This window comes from Pseudomonas sp. ADAK13, assembly GCF_012935715.1.
Classification (GTDB): Bacteria; Pseudomonadota; Gammaproteobacteria; order Pseudomonadales; family Pseudomonadaceae; genus Aquipseudomonas.
This window is the reverse complement of sequence record NZ_CP052860.1, coordinates 3753464-3775518: the sequence shown is the minus strand read 5'-3', so window position 1 is coordinate 3775518 and position 22055 is coordinate 3753464. Positions and strand designations below refer to the sequence as shown.

Genomic DNA, 22055 nt, shown 5'->3' with positions numbered 1-22055 from the left:
ACACAAAAAAATGCAAAACCCTTCACGGCCTGACTCTGCCCGCTCCAAAGTCGGCGCGGTCTTTCGCGTCACCTCCGGCAACTTTCTCGAACAGTTCGACTTCTTTCTGTTCGGCTTCTATGCCACCTATATCGCTGCCGCCTTCTTCCCTGCTGCCAATGAATTTGCGTCATTAATGATGACCTTCGCCGTGTTCGGCGCGGGCTTTTTGATGCGTCCACTGGGGGCCATCATCCTCGGTGCGTACATTGATGATGTGGGCCGTCGCAAAGGCTTGATCGTGACCCTGGCGATCATGGCCAGTGGCACCCTGCTGATCGTGCTGGTGCCGGGCTATCACACCATTGGTTTGTGGGCACCGCTGCTGGTGCTGATGGGCCGTCTGTTGCAAGGCTTCTCGGCCGGCGCAGAACTGGGTGGCGTGTCGGTGTACCTGGCCGAAATGGCCACCCCGGGCCGCAAGGGTTTCTACACCAGCTGGCAATCGGGCAGCCAGCAGATCTCCATCGTGGTCGCTGCCGCCCTGGGTTATGGCCTGAACCAATGGATGGAACCGGCCGTGGTTGCCGATTGGGGCTGGCGCATTCCGTTCGCCATCGGCTGCGTGATCATCCCGTTCATCTTCGTGCTGCGCCGTAACCTGCAGGAAACCGAAGAGTTCGCCAACCGCAAGCACCGCCCAACCATGCGCGAAGTGCTGGCCACGCTGGTGAAGAATTGGACCATCGTGATCGGCGGCATGATGATGGTGGCAATGACCACCACCGCTTTCTACCTGATCACCGTCTACGCGCCGACCTTCGGCAAAACCGTGCTCAACCTGACCACTTCCGACGCCCTGCTGGTGACCTTGCTGGTGGCCGTGTCGAACTTCATCTGGCTGCCCATCGGCGGCACCCTGAGTGACCGTTTTGGCCGCAAGCCCGTGCTGATCGCCATGACCACCCTCACCGTGCTTACCGCCTACCCGGCACTGTCCTACGTCGTAAATGCACCAAGCTTCGCCCACATGCTGGAAACCCTGCTGTGGTTCTCCTTCCTCTACGGCATGTACAACGGCGCAATGATCCCGGCCCTGACCGAAATCATGCCGGTGGAAGTGCGCGTGGCGGGCTTCTCCCTGGCCTACAGCCTGGCGACCGCGATCTTCGGTGGGTTTACCCCGGCGATTTCCACCTGGTTTATCCACGAGACGGGCGACAAGGCTTCGCCCGCCTACTGGCTGATGTTTGCCGCGCTGTGCGCCCTGTGCGCAACGTTCGCGCTGTATCGCCGTGCCAGTGCCCGCCTGCAAGTCGCCTGAGGAGCCACGCCGATGAAATCCCTGTTGAAAACACTGGTGGCACTGGCGATCGGTTCCGTGGCGATGGTTGCCCACGCTGAAGCATTAAAAGTGATGACCTCAGGCGGCTTCACCGCTGCCTACAAGGTGCTGGGTGCGCAATACGCGACACAGAGCGGCGACACCCTCGACACCATCCTCGGCCCGTCGATGGGCAAGGCGCCGGAAGCGATTCCCAACCGCCTGGCCCGTGGCGAACACGCCGACGTGGTGATCATGGTCGGCTACGCGCTGGATGAGCTGATCAAGCAAGGCAAGGTCGACAAGGCGTCCCGCGTTGAGCTGGCGGATTCGCGCATCGGCCTGGTGGTCAAGGAAGGCGCTGCCAAGCCCTCGATTGCCACCGATGCCGAACTGAAGGCCGTACTGACCAACGCCAAATCCGTGGCGTATTCGGACAGCGCCAGCGGCGTCTACGTCGAAAAGGAACTGTTCAAGAAACTCGGCATGCCGTCCAAGGGCACCATGATCGAACGCATCCCGGTGGCCTCCCAGGTGGCCAAGGGTGACTACGAGGTGGGCTTGCAGCAGGTCTCTGAATTGCTGCCGATTCCGGGCGTGACCTACGTCGGAAAAATCCCTGAAGACGTGCAGTCCGTCACCCGGTTTGCCGCAGGCATTCCGGTGAACGCCGAACACCCGGCGCAGGCGAAAAAGCTCCTGCAATTCCTCGCCTCGCCCCAGGCGCAACCGGTGGTGCAATCCACCGGCCTGGACTCGGTGTCACACTGACCGAAACGGCATCTCCCGCGTCAACCGCTCCAGTTCCAGTGCCGCCGGCGTCAACGTACGCCCGCGGCGCTTGATCAACCCCACATTGCGCACCACCTCCGGCTCCACCAGCGGCACACTCATCAGAATCGGGTGCTCGCCTGCCGGCATTGCAATCGACGGCACCATCGCCACCCCAAGCCCCGCCTCCACCAGCCCGATCATCGTGGTCACGTGATGGGTTTCGCAGATGCTTTGCTTCTTCACCCGCACGCCGCGCAGGGCCTGGTCCAGCAGGAAGCGATTGCCTGAGGTCTTGTCCACGGTGATGTAGTCGTGCTCGTACGCCTCGGCCCACGTCACACTGGCCCGGTCCGCCAATGGATGTTCCCGGCGACAGGCCAGCACATAACGCTCTTGCAGCAACAGCTCGAACTCCACCCCGTCGGCCAGGCTGCCGCTGAAACTCACGCCGAAATCTGCCTCGCCACTTTCCACCGCCGCACACACCTCGCCGGCACTCGCGTCCAACACCCGCAGGCGAATCTTCGGATAGAGCTTGTGGAATTCGGAGATCACGTGGGGCATGAAGTAGTACGCGGTGGACGGCACACAGGCGATGGTGACGTTGCCCATGCGGGTTGAGGCCACGTTGCTGATGCCCATCAAGGCGATGTCCAGGTCATCGAGCATGCGCTCGACTTGGGGCAGGAACGCGCGACCGACCATGGTCAGGCTGACCCGGCGCGTAGTGCGTTCGAAGAGTTTGACGTCAAGGGCGGATTCGAGCTTCTCGATGCGCCGGCTGAGGGCCGGCTGGGAGATACGGATAGCTTCGGCCGCCGCACGGAAACTGCCCTTGTCTACGACGGCACGGAAGGCTTGGAGGTCGTTGAGGTCGAAGTTGATGATCACGAGGGCAGCCATTGGTTGATCAGATGTGGCGGGCATTATCGTATGGGGGCTGGCGGGATGCTATTGGCGCGATCTACCTACTCGGGATCAGCCAATGGCCCTGCAGAAAATATGCGGTCATACATATCAGACGGGAATTAGCGCTGGTGAGAAACGGAGGCCCTGAAAAGCGTCAATACTGACAACCTCAAATTTCGTTCTTACTCCTTAGGCCCGTTATGGAAAAGTCTTTGACGATGGATTACCCCACCAATATCTGCACGAAACAGGCGGCACGCTGCTTAGTCCAGGAGATACCAACGGCTCACACTGGTCAGTTATCGCTTGCAGCACGCCCATCGTTGGGTAGGATTAAATCCTACCCAGCAAAAGCGGACGCCACCATGCGCTCAACCCAGCAAATGAGCATCACCTTGCCGATTGAGATGGCCGCACTCGTCAAAGCCAAAGTGAGCACCGGCGAATACGCCAGTGAAAGTGAAGTCATACGCGATGGGCTACGCGCTCTGCTGGCACGTGATCGCGCAATGGAGGACTGGCTTCGGGATCAGGTGATTCCGGCCGCCGCCGCTCTCAAAGCGGATCCCGGTAGCGCGTTGTCTGCCGCCCAGGTCCGCGAACAGATGGCAGCCAAACGCAAACAGAAAGGCACTCGCAAGCCGTGAGCTACACAGTAGCTTTTTCACCCAAGGCAGTAGCGCAACTCGAAGAACTTGAAGACTACATCACCCAGGCCGGCTCACCCATCGTCGCTGCGCGCTATGTAGATGCCATCATCACTTATTGCGAAAACCTGTCCCTTTTTCCCCAGCGTGGGACCAGCCGTGAGGATTTGTTACCCACTCTGCGTACAACTCACTATCGGCACGCCACGATCATCGCTTTTACAGTGGATGCCGACACGGAAACGGTATCGAGTCTAGGGGTGTTTTACGGAGGGCAAGACCATGCGGCCCTCTTGCAGGATAACGATTAACTTCAGCTCCACTCCTTTCCATTCACCCATACCTACCGGCAGCGCAATCAATGGATAAAACAATAAAAAGGACTTCAAGCCCGGCCTCTCTCTATCGCACGCTTCGACCAGGGTTGTGGCTACTGGGTTCGCTCTGCTTTGCCGCTTTGGGCTTCTTCGCCTGGCAAAGTTTCTACCCGGTCAGCGCTGCCGATGACTGGAGTGTTCAAGTAGTCCACCGCGACGTGGAAAAGGCCGCATCACTGATGCCGATGCCCGACGGCTCACTGATGGTCAGCCAGGAGTTGAGCGACGGGCTTGGCAGTATCGTGCGCATTCTGCCGGACGGAAAACGCGAGCTGGTGGTGGGCAATCTATCCAAGCCCGATGGCATGGTCGCCACTCAGGGCGGTTGGGTATTCAGCCAGGAAGTGGACGGCGCACCGGTCAGCTTTCTAAAGGACGGCGTGGTCACCGAGCTGTTCAAGGGAGAAAGCGTGCAAGGGCTGTGGGACGACGGCGAGTACCTCTACGCCATCGAAGACCGCAAGGTCGGGGCCCGGATCCTTCGCTATCACTGGCGCGACAAGACCTTGAGCGTGGTGCGTGACCAACTCAGCGAAGGCGAGTCGATCGTTCGCTGCACGGATGGGCGCATGCTCTACACGGAAAAGAAGAAAGGCGTGGTGCGGGAACTGACCGACGACGGCAGCGATCCGGTGGTACTGAGCCAGCTGAACAAACCCACCTTCCTGATGTGCGATGAACGCGGGTTATGGATCAACGAGGATTCCACACACCGCGCGCGTTTACTGTTGATCGACAAGCAAGGGCACCAGCAGACGATTCTGTCTTTCCTGAAGGCCCCGCAGTCGATTGTGCGTACGACGAAGGGAACCTACCTGGTGGCCGAAGGTGGCCGTAACCGCGTCCTGGAATTGGTGCCGTCCCTGGCACGGATAAACCCCGTTACAGCTGAAACCGCGCCACCGCCTCATTGAGCGACACGGCCAAACGCGCCAGCTCATGGCTCGACCCGTTGATCTGCCCCGCTCCGGAGGATGATTGCGCGGACAGGTCACGAATATTGACGATATTACGGTCGACCTCTTTGGCCACTTGCGCCTGCTCCTCGGCAGCGCTGGCGATGACCAGGTTGCGCTGGTGAATCTGATCGATGGAGTCGGTGATCTGGCTCAATGCGCCACCGGCCCCTTCGGCCAGGATCAAGGTTTCACTGGCGCGCTGGGTGCTCGACTGCATCGACGTCAATGCCTCGCTGGAACCCGTGCGCATCGCGCTGACCATCTGGTCGATCTCCAGGGTCGATTGCTGCGTACGATGGGCCAGCGCACGCACTTCGTCGGCCACCACTGCAAAGCCACGCCCGGACTCACCGGCACGCGCGGCCTCGATGGCGGCGTTCAGGGCCAACAGGTTGGTCTGCTCGGCGATGGAGCGAATCACGTCCAGCACCTTGCCGATATCCCGCGACTGATCGGCGAGGTTTTGCACCAGGCTTGAGGTTTCACCGATGTTGGTACTCAGCGCCTGAATCGCGCTGACCGTTTCGCCGACGCGCTGCTGGCCGTCGCGGGCCGTTTCATTGGAGAGCCGGGTGGATTCGGAAGTGGAGACAGCATTACGCGCCACCTCATCGGCCGCCGAGGTCATCTCGTTGACGGCGGTGGCGGCTTGCTCGATTTCTGCGGTCTGCTTTTGCAGGCTGCGGCTGCTCTGGTCGGTAATGCCGTTGAGGTCGGTGGCCGATGCCGCCATCTGCCCGGCCGACTGGCGAATCAGTTGCAGGGTACTGCGCAGGCTGCCCTGCATGGTCTGGAGTGCCACGAGCAGGCGCGTCACTTCGTCGTCGCCGGTGACTTCAACGGTCTGGGTCAGGTCGCCTTGGGCGACGTTTTCTGCGGCGCGCACCGCGTGGCTCAGCGGGCCGACAATGCTGCGCGTCAGCAACCAGGCCAGGGCCACGGTGCTCAACGCCGCCAGCAGCACGAAACCGAAGACCATCGTGCGCGAGCGGCTGTACTGAGATTCGGCCGTCTGGCCCTGCAGGTTTATCTGGGCGTTGTAGTAGTCGGCCAGGGCATTGAGCTGATTGCCGGAACCGTCGACCACGGTTTTCATGTCCACCAGCAGCAACTTGTTCAGCTCGGCGGTCTGTTGCTTGTCAGCGAGGATGAAGGACTGCGTGAGACCTTGCTGATACTGACGCAGGGAAACCTGGAACTGATCGTAGAGATTGCGTACCTCAGGGGTATCAATCACCGCATTGAGGTCGGCCAGTTTCTTCGTCAAATCCTGGCTACGGGTGTCCATCTGGCTGCGGTATTGCGCGATGCTCGCCGGATTGGGATCAAGGGCCATGCGCAGGGAAATGGTGCGGATGCGCAGCATGATTTCGCGAATATCCGAGACCAGGCGCATTTTCGGCACCAGGCCGCTTTCAACCTGCACGGCGCTTTCGCGGATGCTCGCCATGTTCGAGAGCGCAAAGAACCCCAGTAACGCCACGAGCAAGGCAATCAAGGCAAAACCGAGACCCGCACGGCGGGCGATGGACAGATTGCGGAGCGACATGGCGATTGTTCTCATTATTGGCATACGACATCGTATGACAGAGTTTCGGCCAGGCGGGGCGGGACTTGAGGGGGGTCGACCAGAAGTTAACAGATAAAAATTATCGACCTAAAAGGCCCACGGGGCGGACGCGCCTTGAATGTATTTTCAAGGCAGTCCGGGACCCTTTATTCAGCAGCTTATTTCGACCATGCCCGCGCACTTTCAAAAAACGCCTGCGCATTACTGTCCAGTGTCTCCAGGTGATACCCGCCCTCCTGCACGATCACACACGGCAGCCCCAACCCACGAATACACTCACCCAGCCGCGCAAATCCTTCCCGCGTCACCGCCACTTTGCTTTGCGGGTCCAGTTCGTAGATATCGAACCCCAGCGACAACACCAGCACGTCCGCCGAGAACTCCTTCACCGCCTTCAACGCCAGCTCCAGCTTGTCAAAGAAGACCGCCTCGCTGGCACCATGCGCCATTGGCAGGTTGAGGTTGAAGCCTTCACCCGCATCAGTGCCGCGTTCTTCGGCAAAGCCTGCGACGCCGGGATAGAAATTGGTCGGGTCGCCGTGAATTGACACGTACAGCACGTCATCACGGTCGTAGAAAATCTCCTGGATGCCCTGCCCGTGGTGCATGTCGGTATCGAGCACGGCGACGCGCTCGAATCCATCGCGCAACGCCTGCGCCGCAACCGCCGCGTTGTTGATGTAGCAGAACCCACCGGCCGCGTCGAAGCGGGCGTGATGACCCGGCGGGCGGCACAGCGCATAGGCTGCCGGCGCGCCGTCGAGGATGTCTTTAGCCGCAGCCACTGCGCTTTGGGCCGACCAGTAGGCCGAACGCCAGGTGAGTTCGCCAATCGGGCAACTGCCGTCGGCGAGGTAGCGCGCCGCCTGGGCGAGAATGCCGCGCAGGGCGTTGGGTTCACGCACGAAGATGTTGGACATGACTTCGTCGCCCCAGTCTTCGGGGATCTCCTTCCAGCGCTGGTGGGCTTCCTGGAGGAAGGCCAGGTAGGCGGCACCGTGCACCGCCAGCAGTGGATCGAGGCCGTGGTCGTGCGGTTGGTGGATGTCGAAGCCCAGGGTTTGTGCGGCCAGCAGCAGATTGCGGGCGCGCTCGGGGACTTCCTGCGGGGTGCGCATCTGGCCACGGGAGTAGTAACTGCGGGGATGGTGCAGGAGTTGTTCGGGATGGAAAAAAGTACGCATGGAATTTCTCCTTACTGAGCCTGGCCGGCGCGTTTCAACACGGCATTGAGCAGTACATCGGTGCCCTGGCGAACATCCTCGGGCAGCACGTCTTCCGCTTCGTTATGACTCAAGCCACCCACGCACGGGATGAACACCATCGCCGTCGGGCAGAAGCGCGCCAGGTGGATGGCGTCGTGGCCGGCACCGCTGACGATAGATTGCTGGGCATAACCCAATGCATCCACCGCCGACTGCACGCACGCCACACACTCGGCATCAAACGGCGTCGCCGGGCTGATCCAGTGCGGGCTGACGGTGACGCTCAGGCCTCGCTGGGCGGCGATGTCCTGCAGGCGGGTACGCACGTGTTGCTCCATGGCGTCGATGTCGGCGTCACGGTGGTGGCGCAGGTCGACGGTGAAATTCAGCAGGCCGGGAATGGTGTTGCGCGACGATTTGGCGATGCTCAATTCACCCACCGTCGTCAGGCCTTCCGGCGCAAAATCGGCCGCCATGTTTTCCAGTGACTGGATCATCTGTGCGGCGCCGTACAGGGCGTCTTTGCGCAGCGCCATGGGCGTGGTCCCGGCATGGGCGGCCATGCCTTCCACACGCACGTCGAGCCAGCGGATCGCCTGGCCGCCGGTGACCACGCCAATGCTCTTGGCGTTGTCTTCCAGAATAGGACCTTGCTCGATGTGCGCTTCAAAATACGCATCCACCGCACCGCCCAACGGGCGTTCGCCGTGATAGCCGGTGCTGCGCAACGCCTGCGCCACGCTGACACCGTCGACATCCCGGGTGGCCAGCGCCTTATCCAACGCCAAGGTGCCGGTGAACACCGCCGAGCCGAGCATGGCCGGGGTAAAACGGGCGCCCTCCTCGTTGGTCCACACCGCGATTTCCAGCGGCTTGCGGGTCTGGATGCCGTGGTCGTCGAGGCTGCGGATCACTTCCAGTCCGGCCAACACACCATAGACGCCATCAAAGCGCCCGCCTTCGGGCTGGGTGTCGAGGTGGCTGCCCATCATCACCGGCGCAGCGCCGGTGTCGGTTCCCTCCCGGCGGGCGAACAGGTTGCCGATGGCATCGACGCTCAAGGTCAGCCCGGCGTCTTCACACCAGCGGCTGAACAGCGCGCGGCCTGCCTGGTCTTCGGCGCTCAACGCCAGGCGGCAACTGCCACCGCGCGCCGTGGCGCCGATCTCGGCCATGGCCATCAGGCTGGCCCACAGGCGCTCGCCGTTAATCTTCAACATACACATTCTCCGATCAAACTCATCAAGCCATTTCAAGACGGTGCGCGGTGGCGTGGCGGCGGGACAACGCGAGTACGCACACCAGCGAAATCGCAGCAATCGCGCTGTAGAACACAGCCATCGGCCACCACTGGCCCTGGTATTCATGGGCCAGCCAGGTGCCGATCAACGGCGTGAGGCCACCGGCCAGCGCGCCACACACTTGGTAGGCCAGGGAGATGGCGGTATAGCGCACACGGGTTTCGAACAGGCCGCTGACGAAGCCGGCGATCACCGCATAAAACGAGGCCATGCACACCACAGCCAGGGCGATACCGAGGATGATCAACGGCGCCTGGCCGCTGCTGACCAGCACGAACATCGGGTATGGCGACGCCATTGCCAGCAGCGTCATGGCACACAGAAAGCGCGTCGCACCGACCTTCTCCGCCACCCAGGCCGCCAGCGGCTGGACACAGAACTGGATGATGGCCACCACAAACAGGCACTCCAGAATCAACGAGCGCGGCAGGTTAAGTTGCTGGGTGCTGTAGGCAATCATGAAGGTGTTGGTGAAATACACGCCGGCAATGCCCAGCGTGTTAGCGCCGATGCACAGTAACAATGGGCGCCAGGAAGTCCTCAGCACCTCGATCACCGGGGCCTGATCCTGGGTGATGGCCCGGGCTTTTTCCGCCCTGGCTTTGTCTTCCAGGAACTCGGGGGATTCGTTGACACCCAGGCGGATCGCCAGCCCGACGATCAACAACAGCGCGCTGGCCAGGAACGGCACGCGCCAGCCCCAACTGAGCAGGTCGGCTTCCGGCAAACGGGTCACGGCACTGAACGCCAGCAACGACAGAATCAAACCCGCCGGGCTGCCCAACTGCGCAAAGGAGGCAAAGAAGTTGCGACGACCTTTGGGCGCATGTTCGCCGGCCATCAGCACTGCCCCACCCCACTCGCCACCCACGGCAATGCCCTGCACCACCCGCAGCAGCACCAGCAATACCGGTGCCGCGACGCCGATCTGTGCGTAGGTCGGCAACAGCCCGATGCACACCGTCACCACGCCCATCATCACCAGGGTAATCACCAGGGATTTCTTGCGACCGATACGGTCACCGATATGCCCAAACACAATGCCGCCCAACGGCCGGGCGAAGAAGCCCACGGCAAAGGTGCCGAAGGCGGCCATGGTGCTGAACAGCTTATCGTCGGAAGGGAAAAACAGCTGGCCAAACACCAGCGCAGCGGCGGTGGCGTAGATGTAAAAGTCGTACCACTCGATCATGGTGCCGATGAAGGCGGCGGCCGCGGCACGGCGAGGCTGCGGCGAAGCGGAAGGCTTCATGGGGTTGGCTCCTTTGGTTATTTTTTTGGCAGGAGAAAGGTCTGGCGCATGCGCTCTGATGGCGCTAAGTGAGGGTGATTTTTCGTCTCGGCGCTATGATTAGTCAATTTTCTATTTATTATTCCAATTATAAATCCTGCTTATTATCGAGCTGTCGCCATGTCTGAAAACCGCCGCGATGTTCACCCGCTGCTCAATGACCGCCTGGACTGGAACCTGCTGCGCACCTTCCGGGTGATCGGCCAGGAATTGAGCATCAGCCGCGCCGCCGCACGCCTGCACCTGACCCAACCGGCCATCAGCCAGGCGCTCAAGCGCCTGGAAGAACAGCTCGACTGCCAGCTGATTGCCCGTCGCGGCCCACGCTTTGTGCTGACCGAGGCCGGCGAGCAGATATTCGCGATTGCCGGCGAGATGTACGGCCAGGTCTCGCAGATGAGCAACGCCCTGCAAAAACCCGGCGACGAGGTGCTCGGCAAGGTGCGATTGCTGATGATCAGTCGGATCAATTCCGACACCTTTGATGACTTTCTCGCCGACTTCCATCGCCAGCATCCCAGGGTCGACCTGGACGTGGAGGTGATGCGCAGCTCTGACATCGTCGCCGCATTGCTGGAGAAAACCGCAACCCTGGGCCTGAGCCTCAATCGCCGGCCACAACCCCGCCTCGAGCAGCACCTGTTTCTACGCCAGCGGTATGCATTCTTTTGCGGGCGGCATCACCCGTTGTTCGGCCGCACCGGCTTGGCGGAAGGCGATTTGCAGTCGGAAAATTTCGTGAGTTTTACCAGCGACCAGATCGGCGGGATGCTCTCGCCGTTGACGATTTTCCGCGACCAGCAAGGCTTCAGCGGGCGCATCGTGGCGTCGTCCTCCAGCCTGGAAGAAGTGCGGCGGTTGGTGATCGCCGGGTTTGGCCTGGGCTGCCTGCCAATTCATGTGGTGGCCGAGGACGTGAAGAACGGATTGTTATGGCGTTTGCCGCCGGACGAGGGCATTACCGACGTGGATATCCACCTGCTGTGGAACCGCGAGCAGAAGATGAGCCGGGCAGAGACGGTGTTTATCGAGAGCCTCTCGGCGCGACTCGCCGCGGAATAAATGGCGTAATTTGCAAGTCGCTTGGCGCCCTCTTGCTAGTGTATGAAAACGGCCCGTCCACCATCATTCGTTCACAGGTTGCTCCCGTTGTCTCAAACGAAGAGGTGTTCGAATGTCCAAAATCTGGTTTATCACCGGCAGTTCCCGTGGCCTTGGCCGCTCGATTACCGTGGCCGCACTGCGCGCCGGTGATCGTGTAGTCGCCACCGCGCGCAATCCCAAGCAGTTGGATGACCTGGTGGCCGAATACGGTGATGCGGTTTATCCCGTCGCGCTGGATGTCACCCACAACCAGCAGGTGCTGGAAGCGGTAGACACTGCGGTGAAACATTTTGGCCGCCTGGATGTGGTGGTCAATAACGCTGGCTACGGTGATCTGGCTTCGGTGGAAGACGTAACCCTGGAGGATTTTTCGGCGCAGATCGACACCAACTTCTACGGTGTGGTGCACGTCAGCAAGGCGGTGGTGCCGGTGCTGCGCGCCCAGGGCAATGGGCATATCTTTCAGGTGTCGTCGCTGGGTGGACGTATCGGCATGGCAGGCCTGGCCGCATACCAAAGCGCAAAATGGGCCGTCGGTGGTTTTTCCACGGTGCTGGCACAGGAAGTCACGCCACTGGGCATCCAGGTAACCGTGCTGGAGCCGGGCGGCATGCGCACGGACTGGTCGGGCAGCTCGATGACGATTCCCGCCATCAGTGAGCCCTACCAGCAAACCGTCGGTGCCCTGGTGGAATTGCTCAACTCACCCGGCATCCTGCCCACCGGCCCGGACCGGGTTGCCGAAATCGTGCTGGAGCTGGCACTGAACAAAGACGCCCCGCTACGCTTGCTGATCGGCAGCGATGCCGTGCAATACGCGGCCCGGGCAGCGGCAGACTTGGCCGAGTCGGATAAAAAGTGGCATGACCTCAGTGTGTCGGCCTCGGATTAATCTCACGATTTAAAAGAAGGTGCTGCATGCCTGACGCGACACAACCCCGTTTCAACATACCGGACGTGTTTTGGCTGGCCCTGAAGAGCGTCGGGCTGGAGCCATCGGTGGTGTTGCGTCAGGCGCGCTTACCCATGACCCTGCATATCCGCGAGCGGCGCGACCGGCGGCAGGTGACGACGCTGGAGTTCTTTCGCCTGTGGGAGGCGGTGCGGGCGCTCAACCCTGATCCGGCCGTCGGAATCCTGCTGATGACCCGCCTTGAGGTCACCGCGCTTCCACCGTCCAGCTTTGCCGCCTTTATCGCCCGGGATTATCGGGATGGCCTGCACCGCCTCGCCCGCTTCAAGCAACTGTGCACGCCTGAGCGCCTGCTGGTTTGCGAGGATGGCCGCAGGTGCACGGTGACCATCGAATGGCTGCACACGCCTGAGCCGCCACCACCGCTGTTGGTGGACGCGGCGTTTGCCACGTTTGTGGAGTTGGGCCGGCGGGGTTCACGGGCGCAGATCACTCCTCTGAACGTTGAACTGGCGCGCCCGGACGACGGCAGCACCGTACTGGCGGATTTTTTCGGCTGCCCCGTGCGCTTTGGTGCCGAGCGCAATGCGCTGGTGCTGGATGCCGCGGATCTGGATCGCCCGTTTCCTGGATACAATCCGCAAATGCTGGACATGCTGAACCCGGGCCTGGTGGCGGCGCTGGCCGAAGCATCGGCACCGGCCAGCATCTGCCATCAAGTCAAGATCACCCTCAAACGCATTCTGGCCAGTGGCCGCCCCGAGATGATCGAAGTCGCACGGGAATTGGGCATGAGCGAACGCACATTGCAGCGGCGCATTACCGAGGCCGGCAGCAGTTTTCGGCAACTGATGCTGGAGACCCGCAAGGAAGTGGTGCGCCATTTGCTCACTGAGCCGTCTATCGAAATAGACGAGATCGCCTGCCTGGTCGGCTATGAAGACACCAACTCGTTTTATCGGGCGTTTCGCTCCTGGGAAGGCACGACGCCGGCTCGGTGGCGGGCGCTGCAAGCCCCTACGTGTTGATAAACGCCGGCTGCTTGCACAGGGTCAGGTTGTTGAGGTGCTCGTTGATGTCGAGCTTTGACGAGCCAATATCGAATTGGTAGTAGACCTTCCACGACATCGCCGCCCGGTTGCCCGTGGTGCAGAACTTCATCAGCTTGGCCTTGCAGGTGGCCTCGTAGAACGTGCCCGCCAACATGCGCGCCGGGCTGGCGCCGGGGTCCTTCGACTGGCAGGGACAGTGGGACAGGAATACCTCGGCTTTGGCCGGCGGCCGGCCGCGCAGGCTGACGAAGTTTTGCACGCACTCGTCGAAATGCTCGATCAACAACTCTTCTGCGTGTCGGCTTTCGACGTCTACCCCGCGCTGCGCCACCAAGGCCTGGGCGACCGGCAACATCGACCGATACGAATCCTGATGCTCAGACGCGGTCAGCGTCCTTTTTAACAGCTGCGCATGCAGTTTCAATTTGTTGCCCACGGCACTGTTGGCAACTTGCTCGCGCGATTGCCGGCTGATGAACACGTAGTACCGCGCGCCCTCCAGGCTCAGTACCAAGCCAATCGCACCTGGGCGCTCACGAAGCGGAAGCGCTTCTTTGAGTGTGTCTCGGTATACCAGCATGGGCCTCTCCCTCACCAATCGATAAACCCGAATCAACAGGACGCCAGATTCGGACAGGTACATTGGTGAACAGTCAGGGGGCCGGGTTTATTCCACCCCGGTGACTATACGGCCAGGGTCTTTTCAGCACTGCGCGCCATGATCTGCAAATCTTCAAACGGGTTTCTGCCAATCAACATGAACGCATGGGTTGGGCTGGACCAAAACACCACGTTCATACCACGGCGCTGCTCAGTGGCCATGGGCGCGGCGCCCTTTTTCGCCGCCGTGATGCACAGCGCCAAAGGACCGTGGCGCGGGTCGAGGTAGGTCAATTGGCCGATCAGTACACCGTCATAATCGAGGATTTGTGCGCGCCTGAACTCGGCGCCCGGCAGGCTGATTGCCTCAGGGCTCAGCGGCAGGCCGAGTTGGCGCCCTACCGAATTCAGTTGAGCAAGATGGGAGTCAGGGTCGGCGCTGAGGTTCTCCAGGGTCCGGGGCGTATACAGCGCCATGTATTCGGCGACCGAGGTGCGCCAGCCCGAACCAGGCTCAGGCCGGGGCCATGCCATGAACAGTCGATCAGCGACCACACCGGCCACCGCAAAGCTTGCCGCTACCGCGAGAAACCTGCGTCGACTCAGGGCCGGTGTGTGTGCCGGCGGCAAGGCGTCGAGCATCGCCTGCAAACGCTCGGCAGGGGCTTGGTCGAGAACCGAATCGAACGCTGATTTGAACGACAACTGCCCGCGCTTGAGCTGCTCGACGCGGGCCGTCACGGCGGGATCGATCCCCAGCAGGTTATCGATAAGCTGGCACCGCTCGGGGTCCAGCTCACCGTCGAGATAAGCCACCAGCAGTTCATCCGACGGTAGGGTCTGTTGAGTCATCGTCGTTCTCCGCTCGATTTATCCAGCAGGCCGCTTGAGTGCGCCGTTTCAGCCAACCTCAAGCGCGCAGCAGCCAGCCGGCTCATCACCGTTCCCACGGGGATGTGCAGGACCTCGGCAATTTCCTTGTATGAAAGCCCTTCGACGTAGGCCAGGAACACCGTCTCCCGCTGGGCTTCGGGTAGCGCATTGACGCGTTTGATGACCTGCGCGGCCAGCACCTGGTCCTGAGCCTGGGTTTCGCCGTCGAACGACAACTCCTCCTCCGCGTCGACAAATCCCTGGCCCTGTCGTACGCGCTGCGAGCGCAGTTCGTTAAGCCAGATCGTATGCATGATCGTCAGCAACCAGCGGTCGAGCCGCGTGCCGGCCACAAACTGGCCCGCACGCTCCAGCGCACGCACGCAGGTGGCTTGCACCAGGTCATCCGCCACATGCTTTTGTCGCGACAGCACCAAGCCGTATCGCCATAAACGTGGCAACAGCAAGCTCAACTCACGGCGCAACTCAGCGTCTTGGGTGATGGCGGTCTCCTGTCGTTTCGCTCACGCGTCAAGCCTGAGGTGCGGCGGCGATGGCTTCGGCCAGGTCTTCGTACTCTTCGCAAGTGGTGCTGCACAAGGCTTTGATTTTCACCAGTTGCTCCTGGGCCAGGTCTACACGGCCCTTGATCACATAAGCCTCGCCGAGGTATTCGCGCACCTGGGCGTAGTTGGGGTCCAGCGCCACGGATTTCAGGTAGTAGCTGATCCCTTCATCGGTGCGACCCAACTTGCGGGTGGCGTAGCCGCGGTAGTTCAGGGCCTTGGCCGTGTTCGGGTTTTGCAGAGTGTCGAGCAGTGACAGGGCTTCTTCGTAGCGCCCGTCCTTGGCCAGGCGATAGGCGTAATCGGTGCGGTCGGCGTCCGAGGTGGCCTTGCTTGTCTGCAATACGCACTTGCGGGTCTTGGTATCCCAGACCTGGCCTTTGGGGCAGTTGGGCTTGGGCGGCGCCGATTCGTCACCGGAAGCGTGGACCTGGCCGGCCAGTAGCGCGGCGGCCATACAGGTTCCGAAGAACAAGGCAGTGCGATAACCAACGACGTGTTCGTGGCGACTCTTCATGGCGTTCATGCTCCGTAACGATAGGGAAAGTACCGCAGCAAACTCAGTGTTGAAGATCGCCCCGAGGGCCGGGCAGCATGCGGCGCAGCGTGCTGTCGCGCTGGATGTAGTGATGCCACAGCGCGGCACAGGCATGCAGCCCCGCGAGCACGATGATCGCCCAGGCGACGTTGTTGTGCAGGCCAGCCAGGGTGCCCCGCAATTCGTGATCGATCACAAACGGCGCAGGCACCGGGAACAGTCCAAAAAAGTTGAAGGGCTCGCCCTGGGCCCAGCGGAACAGGAAGCCGAGGATGACCTGCGTGAGTAATAACAGGTATAGACAGCCGTGGGCGATTTTGGCGGCCACGTTCAGCGCCGGGTGCGTGTCGGCCTTTGGATGATTGCCGCCGAACAGGCGCCAGAGGATACGTGCAGCAATCAGCACCGCCATCGCGATACCCAGTGAGATATGCACGGATTGCAGGCCTTTGCGCAGTGGCGTGCCTTTTTCCAGGTTTCCCCAGATGTGGGCGCTGGCGAACATGAAGATCACCAGAGCAGCGGTAAGCCAGTGGAAGGTGCGGGTCAGGCGATCGTAGCGGTCGGTGGGGATGTTCATGGGCGTTTCCTGGGTGGTCTGTGTGGTGAACACCGCAGTGGGGGGAGTTATTCGGTCGTGAGTGAAAGTTTATGTGAGCGCGACCGAATACAACGCTTCTTGGGCTGGGAGGAAAACACCCAGAAACCAAATCACTCGCCTGCCACTTCGCGTTTTATGGGACTTACGGCTTATCTGAACATCACCCATCGGATGAAACGCACTTGAACAAGTCCCATGCTGGGACTAGGATCTTTAATGAGAATTGTCGCTGTCAGCCAACTAAAGACCTTTTGGCAAAAACGCCCGGATGCAGAGCAATCATTCCTCGCCTGGATTGATGAGGTCAAAAAATCAGACTGGAAGACCCCGGCTGATATCAAGGCTCAGTTTCGTCACGCCAGTGTTCTAAAAAGCCGCAGGGTCGTGTTCAACATCAGAGGTAACGACTATCGGCTCGTGGCTGCCGTGGCTTATCGCTACGGCGCCCTCTATATCAAATTCGTCGGTACGCATAAGCAGTACGACGTCATTGATGCCGATACCGTTGAAATGGAATAAGCCATGAATATTCGCCCTATCCACACCGAGCAAGACTACCGGGACGCGCTGAAGGCTGTATCGCCCTTGTTCGACAATGAGCCTGAACCCGGCACACCTGAAGGCGACTATCTTGATGTGATGATTACGCTAATTGAAGTCTACGAAGCGAAGCACTTCCCGGTGGATTTGCCCAACCCGGTGGATGCCATCCGTTTCAGAATGGAGCAGTCGGGGCTATCGGCAGCTGACCTGGTACCTGCTATTGGCCGACAGAATCGGGTTTATGAGGTACTGAACGGAAAGCGGGCTCTTACGCTGCCGATGATTTGGAAGTTGCATGAGATGTTTGGGATTCCGGCAGAAAGCCTGATAAAGCCAGTAAAGATTGCTTGAGATCAGAAACGAAAAAGCCCCGTAGTTTATTCAACTACGGGGCTTTTTCTATGTAATGGCGGAGAGATAGGGATTCGAACCCTAGGTACCGGTGAAGGTACAACGGATTTCGAATCCGTCCCATTCGGCCACTCTGGCATCTCTCCAACGGCGCGCATCATAACAGCCTGTTTCGTGGAAGCAAAGCGCCTAAGCGATTTTTTTCCGTGCTATCAGATGCTTGCGTCGATTACAGCGGTACGCCAAGACGGTTGGCGACTTCTTCGTAGGCTTCGATGACGTCACCGAGGCCCTGGCGGAAGCGGTCTTTGTCCATCTTCTTGCGGGTGTCTTTGTCCCACAGGCGGCAGCCGTCCGGGCTGAATTCGTCGCCCAGGACGATGGAGCCGTCGTGGAACACACCAAATTCCAGTTTGAAGTCCACCAGCAGCAGGCCGGCGTCGTCGAACAGTTTGCTCAGGACGTCGTTGACCTTCAGCGACAGTTCTTTCATGCGAGCCAGTTGCTCAGCGGTGCCCCAACCGAATGCCACCACGTGGGATTCGTTGATGAACGGGTCGCCCTTGGCGTCGTCCTTCAGGAACAGTTCGAAGGTGTAAGGATTGAGCTTGAGGCCCTCCTCCACGCCCAGACGCTTCACCAGGCTGCCGGCGGCGTAGTTACGTACGACGCACTCGACCGGGATCATGTCGAGCTTTTTCACCAGGCATTCGTTGTCGCCCAGCAGTTTGTCGAATTGGGTCGGAATGCCGGCCGACTCGAGTTTCTGCATGATGAAGGCGTTGAACTTGTTGTTCACCATGCCTTTGCGGTCGAGCTGTTCAATGCGCTTGCCGTCGAACGCCGAGGTGTCGTTGCGAAACAGCAGGATCAAGCGGTTGGCGTCGTCGGTCTTGTAAACCGATTTGGCTTTGCCGCGGTAGAGTTCTTCACGTTTTTCCATGATGGGCTCCGCTTGCTAAGTAGGTGGGCTAGGCGATGTGTCGCCAGTCGAGCCCTGAATCTTGATCGGCCAGTTGCAGCCAGTCCGGGTCGCACCCAAGGGTGTCGACAAAACATTGCCGGGCCAGCTGCGGCAGGTTGTTCTTGCTGCTCAGGTGGGCCAGGACCAGGTGTTGCAGGTCTTGCCAGCCCAACTCATACACCAGGTACGCCGCCTGGTGGTTGTTCAAATGTCCAAACTGCCCGCCGACCCGCCGCTTGAGAAAGGCCGGGTAGTGACCCCGCGCAAGCAGGTCACGGCAGTGGTTGGACTCGATCATCAATGCATCGAGGTCGCGGTAACCGTCCAGCACCTTGGCGCAGTAGGAACCCAGGTCGGTGAGCAGGCCGAAGCGCCGTTCACCGTCACTGAATACGTATTGCGTCGGTTCCTGGGCATCGTGGGCCACGGCAACTACATCGATGCTCAAGGCACCGACCTGCAATTGCTCGCCACCAGCCAGCAAACCCGCGGGTTCAATCGGTTTGCGCATCCCGCGCAAGGTACCGCGGCTCAGGTACACCGGAAGATTGTAGCGCCGAGACAGCAAACCCACGCCATGCACGTGGTCGGCATGTTCGTGGGTCACCAGAATCGCACTCAGCTGCGAGGGGTGAACCCCCAGGCGCAGCAGGCGCCGCTCGGTTTCCCGCAAGGAGAAACCACAATCCACCAGGACGTACGTGTCGTCGTGGGCTACAAGCGTGCCGTTCCCTTGGCTACCGCTGCCGAGAACGGCAAAACGCATCGGATCAGCCCAGGTTGTCCTGAATCACGCCCAACACTTTGCGCGCCACATCAGCCGGCGCCACAGTATTGATGTTTTTCTCGACGGTGACTTGCACGCTGTCGCCAACCTTGCTCAAACGAACCTGGTAACGCTCGGCGCGGGTCTCGATCTCTTCCTTGGTCGGCTTGCTGCCGAACAACTTGCTGAAGAAACCTGGCTCGTCGTCTTTCTTCTCGGCTTTTTCGGCCAGGTTGATGTAGTACAGGCCCAGGCTGCGGTTGATGTCTTCAACGCGCCATTCGCCATGTTCCAGCGCGCGGCCGACACTCGACCAGGCACGGTCCAGGTCTTCACCCAGGTTGAGCACGACGTTGCCGCTGCCGTCTTCGCTGAGGCTGACTCGGCTTGGTGTGTCAAAGCTGCCGGCGGCGAGCAGGGAGACGGAACCGCCCTTCTCGGAGATACGGCTCATGCTGGCGAGCATTTCGTCGACCAGGGCAGCGTCCACGCCGGTGTTGACCGAGCGCGGGGTGAAGTCGACGTTGGCGGTGCTGCCGGCAGGACGCTCGGCGCTGACCACGTAGACTTCACTGGTGTTGCGTTGCACGCCTGGCTCGATACGCACGCGGATGCGGGCTTCGCTGTCATTGGCTACGCCGCCGGCTTGCAGGCGCTTGGCCATGGAGGCCGACAGTTCGCTGGTGTGCTGCCACGCGGTGGTGAATTCACCGGTCTGCGGGCGTTGCTCGTCAATGCGGAAACCGTTGTCCTGGAAGAACTGCACGGCCACTGGCCAGACTTCGGCAGGTGGGCGCTGGGCCATGACCCAACGGGTGTCGCCGCTCTTCTGCAGGCTGTAGTCGCTGGCATCGGCCACGGCCGACAGCGGCTGTGGACGCGGCACTTCGTATTCACCTTTGAAGGTGTCGTCGGCTACGTTGCGCGGGATCGGCAGCAACGGGTCAAGGCGCTTGGCGACATTGACGTCCGACGGCAATTTCATCGGGGCGGTTTGTTGGGCTTCCAGGTAATCGCTACCGCGGTCGCGGAAGTAGCCTTCCGGGCCCCAGATCCAACCGCAGCCACTGGTGCTGGAGATAATCAAGGCAAGTGCGGAAAGTCCGGCCAATCGCTTCATGCGTAGTGCTTCCTCAATTAAACCAGGACGCCGGACTGGCGCAGGGCCTGTCGCAGCGGTTCGTGACAGGCTTCGCTGAGCCAGGTGAGCGGCAGACGGATACCGTCCGGCATCAGGCCCATCTCATGCAGCGCCCATTTCACGGGGATAGGGTTGGATTCGATAAACAGGGTTTTGTTGAGCGGTGCCAATTGCTCGTGGATCGCCCGGGCCTTGACCGCATCACCGGCAATGGCAGCGGCACACAGCTCGCTCATGGCGCGCGGTGCGACGTTGGCAGTCACCGAGATGTTGCCTTTGCCGCCCAGCAGGATCAGTTCGACAGCAGTGGCGTCGTCACCGGAATACACCAGGAAGTCGCTGCTGACGCCGGCCAGGATGTCCTTGGCGCGTTGCAGGTCACCGGTGGCTTCCTTGATACCAATGATGTTCGGTACGGTGGACAGGCGGATCACGGTCTCGGCTTTCATGTCGCAGGCGGTGCGACCGGGTACGTTGTAGAGGATCTGCGGGATGTCGACCGCTTCGGCAATGGCGCGGAAGTGCAGGTACAGGCCTTCCTGGGTCGGCTTGTTGTAGTACGGCGTCACCAGCAGGCAGGCGTCGGCGCCGGCTTTCTTGGCGTTGCGGGTCAATTCGATCGCTTCGCGGGTCGAATTGGCGCCCGTGCCGGCGATCACAGCGATACGCCCTGCAACGCGCTTGACCACGAACTCGATCACTTCGATGTGTTCTTCCACATCAAGCGTGGCCGATTCACCTGTGGTGCCGACCGCCACGATGGCGTTGGTGCCCTCTTGCAGGTGGAAGTCCACCAGTTTGCCCAGGCTGTCCCAGTCGAGATTACCTTGTGCATCCATGGGTGTGACCAGTGCCACCATACTGCCCGCAATCATGCAACCGCTCCTGCCGGAAAAAGAGAGCGGTAATGGTACTGGCGCCAAGATGCTTGTACAAGCGAAGTACCGTCTGAGGATGCGTTCTGGATCAACTTAGTTCGCAGCAACGCCATCATTGGGCCAAAGCAGGGTTTGATGAAGCTGATTACGTAATGAAAACGCCACCTCCTAGCCCTTGGCGATGGTTTTCGCTACCCTTCATCCTTTGATTGATACCGCTTTCATCGTATCGACCGCTCATCGCTTTAGGAAGGCTGCATGTCCACCCCCACAGTCCGCGAACAATTCCTTGTCATCAGTGCCCTTGGCGCCAACCCCATGGAGCTGACTAACGTCCTGTGCCGCGCCAGCCATGAAAACCGCTGCGCCGTCGTGACCTCCCGCCTGACCCGCCATGGCGAGTGCAGCGCGCTGGTCCTGCAGATTTCCGGAACCTGGGATGCCCTGGCCCGCCTCGAGACCGGCTTGCCGGGCTTGGCCAAGAAGCATGACTTCACGGTCAACGTGGTGCGCAGTGCGGCCCTGGAGAACCGTCCTCAGGCCCTGCCCTACGTTGCCTATGTCAGCTCGGCCTACCGCTCGGACATCGTCAACGAGCTGTGCCAGTTCTTTATCGACCACAACGTCGAACTGGAAAACCTGACCTGCGACACCTATCAGGCCCCGCAGACCGGCGGCACCATGCTCAACGCCACCTTTACCGTGACCTTGCCGGCCGGCGTGCAGATCAGTTGGCTGCGCGACCAGTTCCTGGATTTCGCCGATGCCCTGAACCTCGACGCACTGATCGAGCCATGGCGCCCACAGAACCCAATGTAAGGAAGTTTTC

At 60.6% G+C, this 22055-nt stretch carries 25 protein-coding genes, 1 tRNA gene and 1 pseudogene; 11 read left to right on the top strand and 16 right to left on the bottom strand.

The window, feature by feature from the left end:
- The first annotated feature begins 10 nt into the window (after window positions 1-10).
- Both HKK54_RS17455 and HKK54_RS17450 read left to right on the top strand, forming a co-directional pair.
- The gene (locus HKK54_RS17455) at window positions 11-1303 is read left to right on the top strand and encodes an MFS transporter (RefSeq protein ID WP_010176562.1); all 1293 of its coding nucleotides are present in this window, start codon (window positions 11-13) and stop codon (window positions 1301-1303) included.
- 12 nt (window positions 1304-1315) lie between these two features.
- Window positions 1316-2074, top strand: a complete 759-nt coding sequence (locus HKK54_RS17450) for a substrate-binding domain-containing protein (RefSeq protein ID WP_010176563.1) — start codon at window positions 1316-1318, stop codon at window positions 2072-2074.
- On the opposite strand, the gene HKK54_RS17445 is transcribed toward HKK54_RS17450, so the two are convergent.
- On the bottom strand, window positions 2066-2968 hold the full coding sequence (locus HKK54_RS17445) for a LysR family transcriptional regulator (RefSeq protein WP_029616148.1): 903 nt from the start codon (window positions 2966-2968) through the stop codon (window positions 2066-2068). The two genes, HKK54_RS17450 and HKK54_RS17445, sit on opposite strands and share 9 nt — an antisense overlap.
- A gap of 218 nt (window positions 2969-3186) precedes the next feature.
- Between HKK54_RS17445 and HKK54_RS33620 the strand changes: the two genes are divergently transcribed.
- From HKK54_RS33620 to HKK54_RS17430, 3 genes are read left to right on the top strand one after another with little or no spacing between them, the layout of a single operon-like run.
- Window positions 3187-3633, top strand: coding sequence for a ribbon-helix-helix domain-containing protein (locus HKK54_RS33620; RefSeq protein ID WP_237150956.1), 447 nt, complete (start codon window positions 3187-3189; stop codon window positions 3631-3633).
- Window positions 3630-3944, top strand: a complete 315-nt coding sequence (locus tag HKK54_RS17435; protein WP_169387326.1) for a type II toxin-antitoxin system RelE/ParE family toxin — start codon at window positions 3630-3632, stop codon at window positions 3942-3944. Before HKK54_RS33620 ends, HKK54_RS17435 begins: the two co-directional genes overlap by 4 nt.
- Before the next feature lie 50 nt (window positions 3945-3994).
- Complete coding sequence (locus tag HKK54_RS17430; protein WP_237150955.1) at window positions 3995-4924, top strand: hypothetical protein; 930 nt, start codon at window positions 3995-3997, stop codon at window positions 4922-4924.
- On the opposite strand, the gene HKK54_RS34010 is transcribed toward HKK54_RS17430, so the two are convergent.
- The 5 genes and pseudogenes from HKK54_RS34010 to HKK54_RS17410 form a co-directional block, all read right to left on the bottom strand.
- Complete coding sequence (locus HKK54_RS34010; protein ID WP_371132068.1) at window positions 4893-5702, bottom strand: methyl-accepting chemotaxis protein; 810 nt, start codon at window positions 5700-5702, stop codon at window positions 4893-4895. The genes HKK54_RS17430 and HKK54_RS34010 overlap by 32 nt on opposite strands.
- 48 nt (window positions 5703-5750) lie before the next feature.
- A pseudogene (locus HKK54_RS34005) lies at window positions 5751-6518 on the bottom strand (MCP four helix bundle domain-containing protein); the annotation flags it as partial.
- Window positions 6519-6697: 179 nt separating this feature from the next.
- On the bottom strand, window positions 6698-7723 hold the full coding sequence (locus tag HKK54_RS17420; RefSeq protein WP_169387324.1) for a histone deacetylase family protein: 1026 nt from the start codon (window positions 7721-7723) through the stop codon (window positions 6698-6700).
- A gap of 11 nt (window positions 7724-7734) precedes the next feature.
- Entirely contained in the window at window positions 7735-8964 is a 1230-nt protein-coding gene (locus HKK54_RS17415; RefSeq protein WP_169387323.1) for a Zn-dependent hydrolase, read from the bottom strand.
- A gap of 22 nt (window positions 8965-8986) precedes the next feature.
- Complete coding sequence (locus HKK54_RS17410) at window positions 8987-10297, bottom strand: MFS transporter (protein ID WP_010176571.1); 1311 nt, start codon at window positions 10295-10297, stop codon at window positions 8987-8989.
- A 159-nt stretch (window positions 10298-10456) separates the two neighbouring features.
- Between HKK54_RS17410 and HKK54_RS17405 the strand changes: the two genes are divergently transcribed.
- The 3 genes from HKK54_RS17405 (at window position 10457) to HKK54_RS17395 (ending at window position 13381) form a co-directional block, all read left to right on the top strand.
- Window positions 10457-11398 (top strand): LysR family transcriptional regulator, encoded by a 942-nt coding sequence (locus HKK54_RS17405; RefSeq protein ID WP_010176572.1) that lies wholly within the window; start codon window positions 10457-10459, stop codon window positions 11396-11398.
- Window positions 11399-11510: 112 nt separating this feature from the next.
- Window positions 11511-12332 (top strand): SDR family NAD(P)-dependent oxidoreductase, encoded by an 822-nt coding sequence (locus tag HKK54_RS17400; RefSeq protein ID WP_169387322.1) that lies wholly within the window; start codon window positions 11511-11513, stop codon window positions 12330-12332.
- A gap of 26 nt (window positions 12333-12358) precedes the next feature.
- A complete protein-coding gene (locus HKK54_RS17395) occupies window positions 12359-13381 on the top strand; it encodes an AraC family transcriptional regulator (protein WP_169387321.1) in 1023 nt (340 codons plus the stop codon).
- On the opposite strand, the gene HKK54_RS17390 is transcribed toward HKK54_RS17395, so the two are convergent.
- From HKK54_RS17390 to HKK54_RS17370, 5 genes are all read right to left on the bottom strand, one after another.
- Window positions 13371-13985, bottom strand: coding sequence for a hypothetical protein (locus tag HKK54_RS17390; protein WP_169387320.1), 615 nt, complete (start codon window positions 13983-13985; stop codon window positions 13371-13373). The genes HKK54_RS17395 and HKK54_RS17390 overlap by 11 nt on opposite strands.
- Window positions 13986-14089: 104 nt before the next feature.
- Window positions 14090-14857, bottom strand: coding sequence for an anti-sigma factor family protein (locus HKK54_RS17385; protein WP_169387319.1), 768 nt, complete (start codon window positions 14855-14857; stop codon window positions 14090-14092).
- A complete protein-coding gene (locus tag HKK54_RS17380) occupies window positions 14854-15351 on the bottom strand; it encodes an RNA polymerase sigma factor (RefSeq protein WP_010176577.1) in 498 nt (165 codons plus the stop codon). Before HKK54_RS17380 ends, HKK54_RS17385 begins: the two co-directional genes overlap by 4 nt.
- Window positions 15352-15409: 58 nt before the next feature.
- Window positions 15410-15901 carry a tetratricopeptide repeat protein gene (locus HKK54_RS17375; protein WP_169389298.1) on the bottom strand — a complete coding sequence of 164 codons (492 nt, stop codon included), beginning with the start codon at window positions 15899-15901 and terminating at the stop codon, window positions 15410-15412.
- 103 nt (window positions 15902-16004) lie between these two features.
- Window positions 16005-16562 (bottom strand): cytochrome b, encoded by a 558-nt coding sequence (locus HKK54_RS17370; RefSeq protein WP_169387318.1) that lies wholly within the window; start codon window positions 16560-16562, stop codon window positions 16005-16007.
- Window positions 16563-16799: 237 nt separating this feature from the next.
- Here HKK54_RS17370 and HKK54_RS17365 point away from each other — a divergent pair, with 237 nt between their 5' ends.
- Both HKK54_RS17365 and HKK54_RS17360 read left to right on the top strand, forming a co-directional pair.
- Window positions 16800-17102 (top strand): type II toxin-antitoxin system HigB family toxin, encoded by a 303-nt coding sequence (locus HKK54_RS17365; protein ID WP_010176580.1) that lies wholly within the window; start codon window positions 16800-16802, stop codon window positions 17100-17102.
- 3 nt (window positions 17103-17105) lie between these two features.
- On the top strand, window positions 17106-17477 hold the full coding sequence (locus tag HKK54_RS17360; RefSeq protein WP_010176581.1) for a helix-turn-helix domain-containing protein: 372 nt from the start codon (window positions 17106-17108) through the stop codon (window positions 17475-17477).
- Between the two features lie 56 nt (window positions 17478-17533).
- On the opposite strand, the gene HKK54_RS17355 is transcribed toward HKK54_RS17360, so the two are convergent.
- The 5 genes from HKK54_RS17355 to dapA all read right to left on the bottom strand — a co-directional run bounded on the left by HKK54_RS17355 (window position 17534) and on the right by dapA (window position 21223).
- Window positions 17534-17623: transfer RNA gene (locus HKK54_RS17355), tRNA-Ser, on the bottom strand.
- Window positions 17624-17706: 83 nt separating this feature from the next.
- Window positions 17707-18420, bottom strand: coding sequence for a phosphoribosylaminoimidazolesuccinocarboxamide synthase (gene purC / locus HKK54_RS17350; protein WP_169387317.1), 714 nt, complete (start codon window positions 18418-18420; stop codon window positions 17707-17709).
- A 28-nt stretch (window positions 18421-18448) separates the two neighbouring features.
- A complete protein-coding gene (locus HKK54_RS17345) occupies window positions 18449-19207 on the bottom strand; it encodes an MBL fold metallo-hydrolase (RefSeq protein WP_010176582.1) in 759 nt (252 codons plus the stop codon).
- Between the two features lie 4 nt (window positions 19208-19211).
- The gene (bamC, locus tag HKK54_RS17340) at window positions 19212-20327 is read right to left on the bottom strand and encodes an outer membrane protein assembly factor BamC (RefSeq protein ID WP_010176583.1); all 1116 of its coding nucleotides are present in this window, start codon (window positions 20325-20327) and stop codon (window positions 19212-19214) included.
- A gap of 17 nt (window positions 20328-20344) precedes the next feature.
- Window positions 20345-21223, bottom strand: a complete 879-nt coding sequence (gene dapA / locus HKK54_RS17335; RefSeq protein ID WP_010176584.1) for a 4-hydroxy-tetrahydrodipicolinate synthase — start codon at window positions 21221-21223, stop codon at window positions 20345-20347.
- Between the two features lie 261 nt (window positions 21224-21484).
- On the opposite strand from dapA, the gene HKK54_RS17330 reads away from it, so the two are divergent.
- Window positions 21485-22045: a glycine cleavage system protein R gene (locus HKK54_RS17330; RefSeq protein WP_003172487.1), complete on the top strand. Its 561-nt coding sequence runs from the start codon at window positions 21485-21487 to the stop codon at window positions 22043-22045.
- The last annotated feature ends 10 nt before the right edge of the window (window positions 22046-22055 follow it).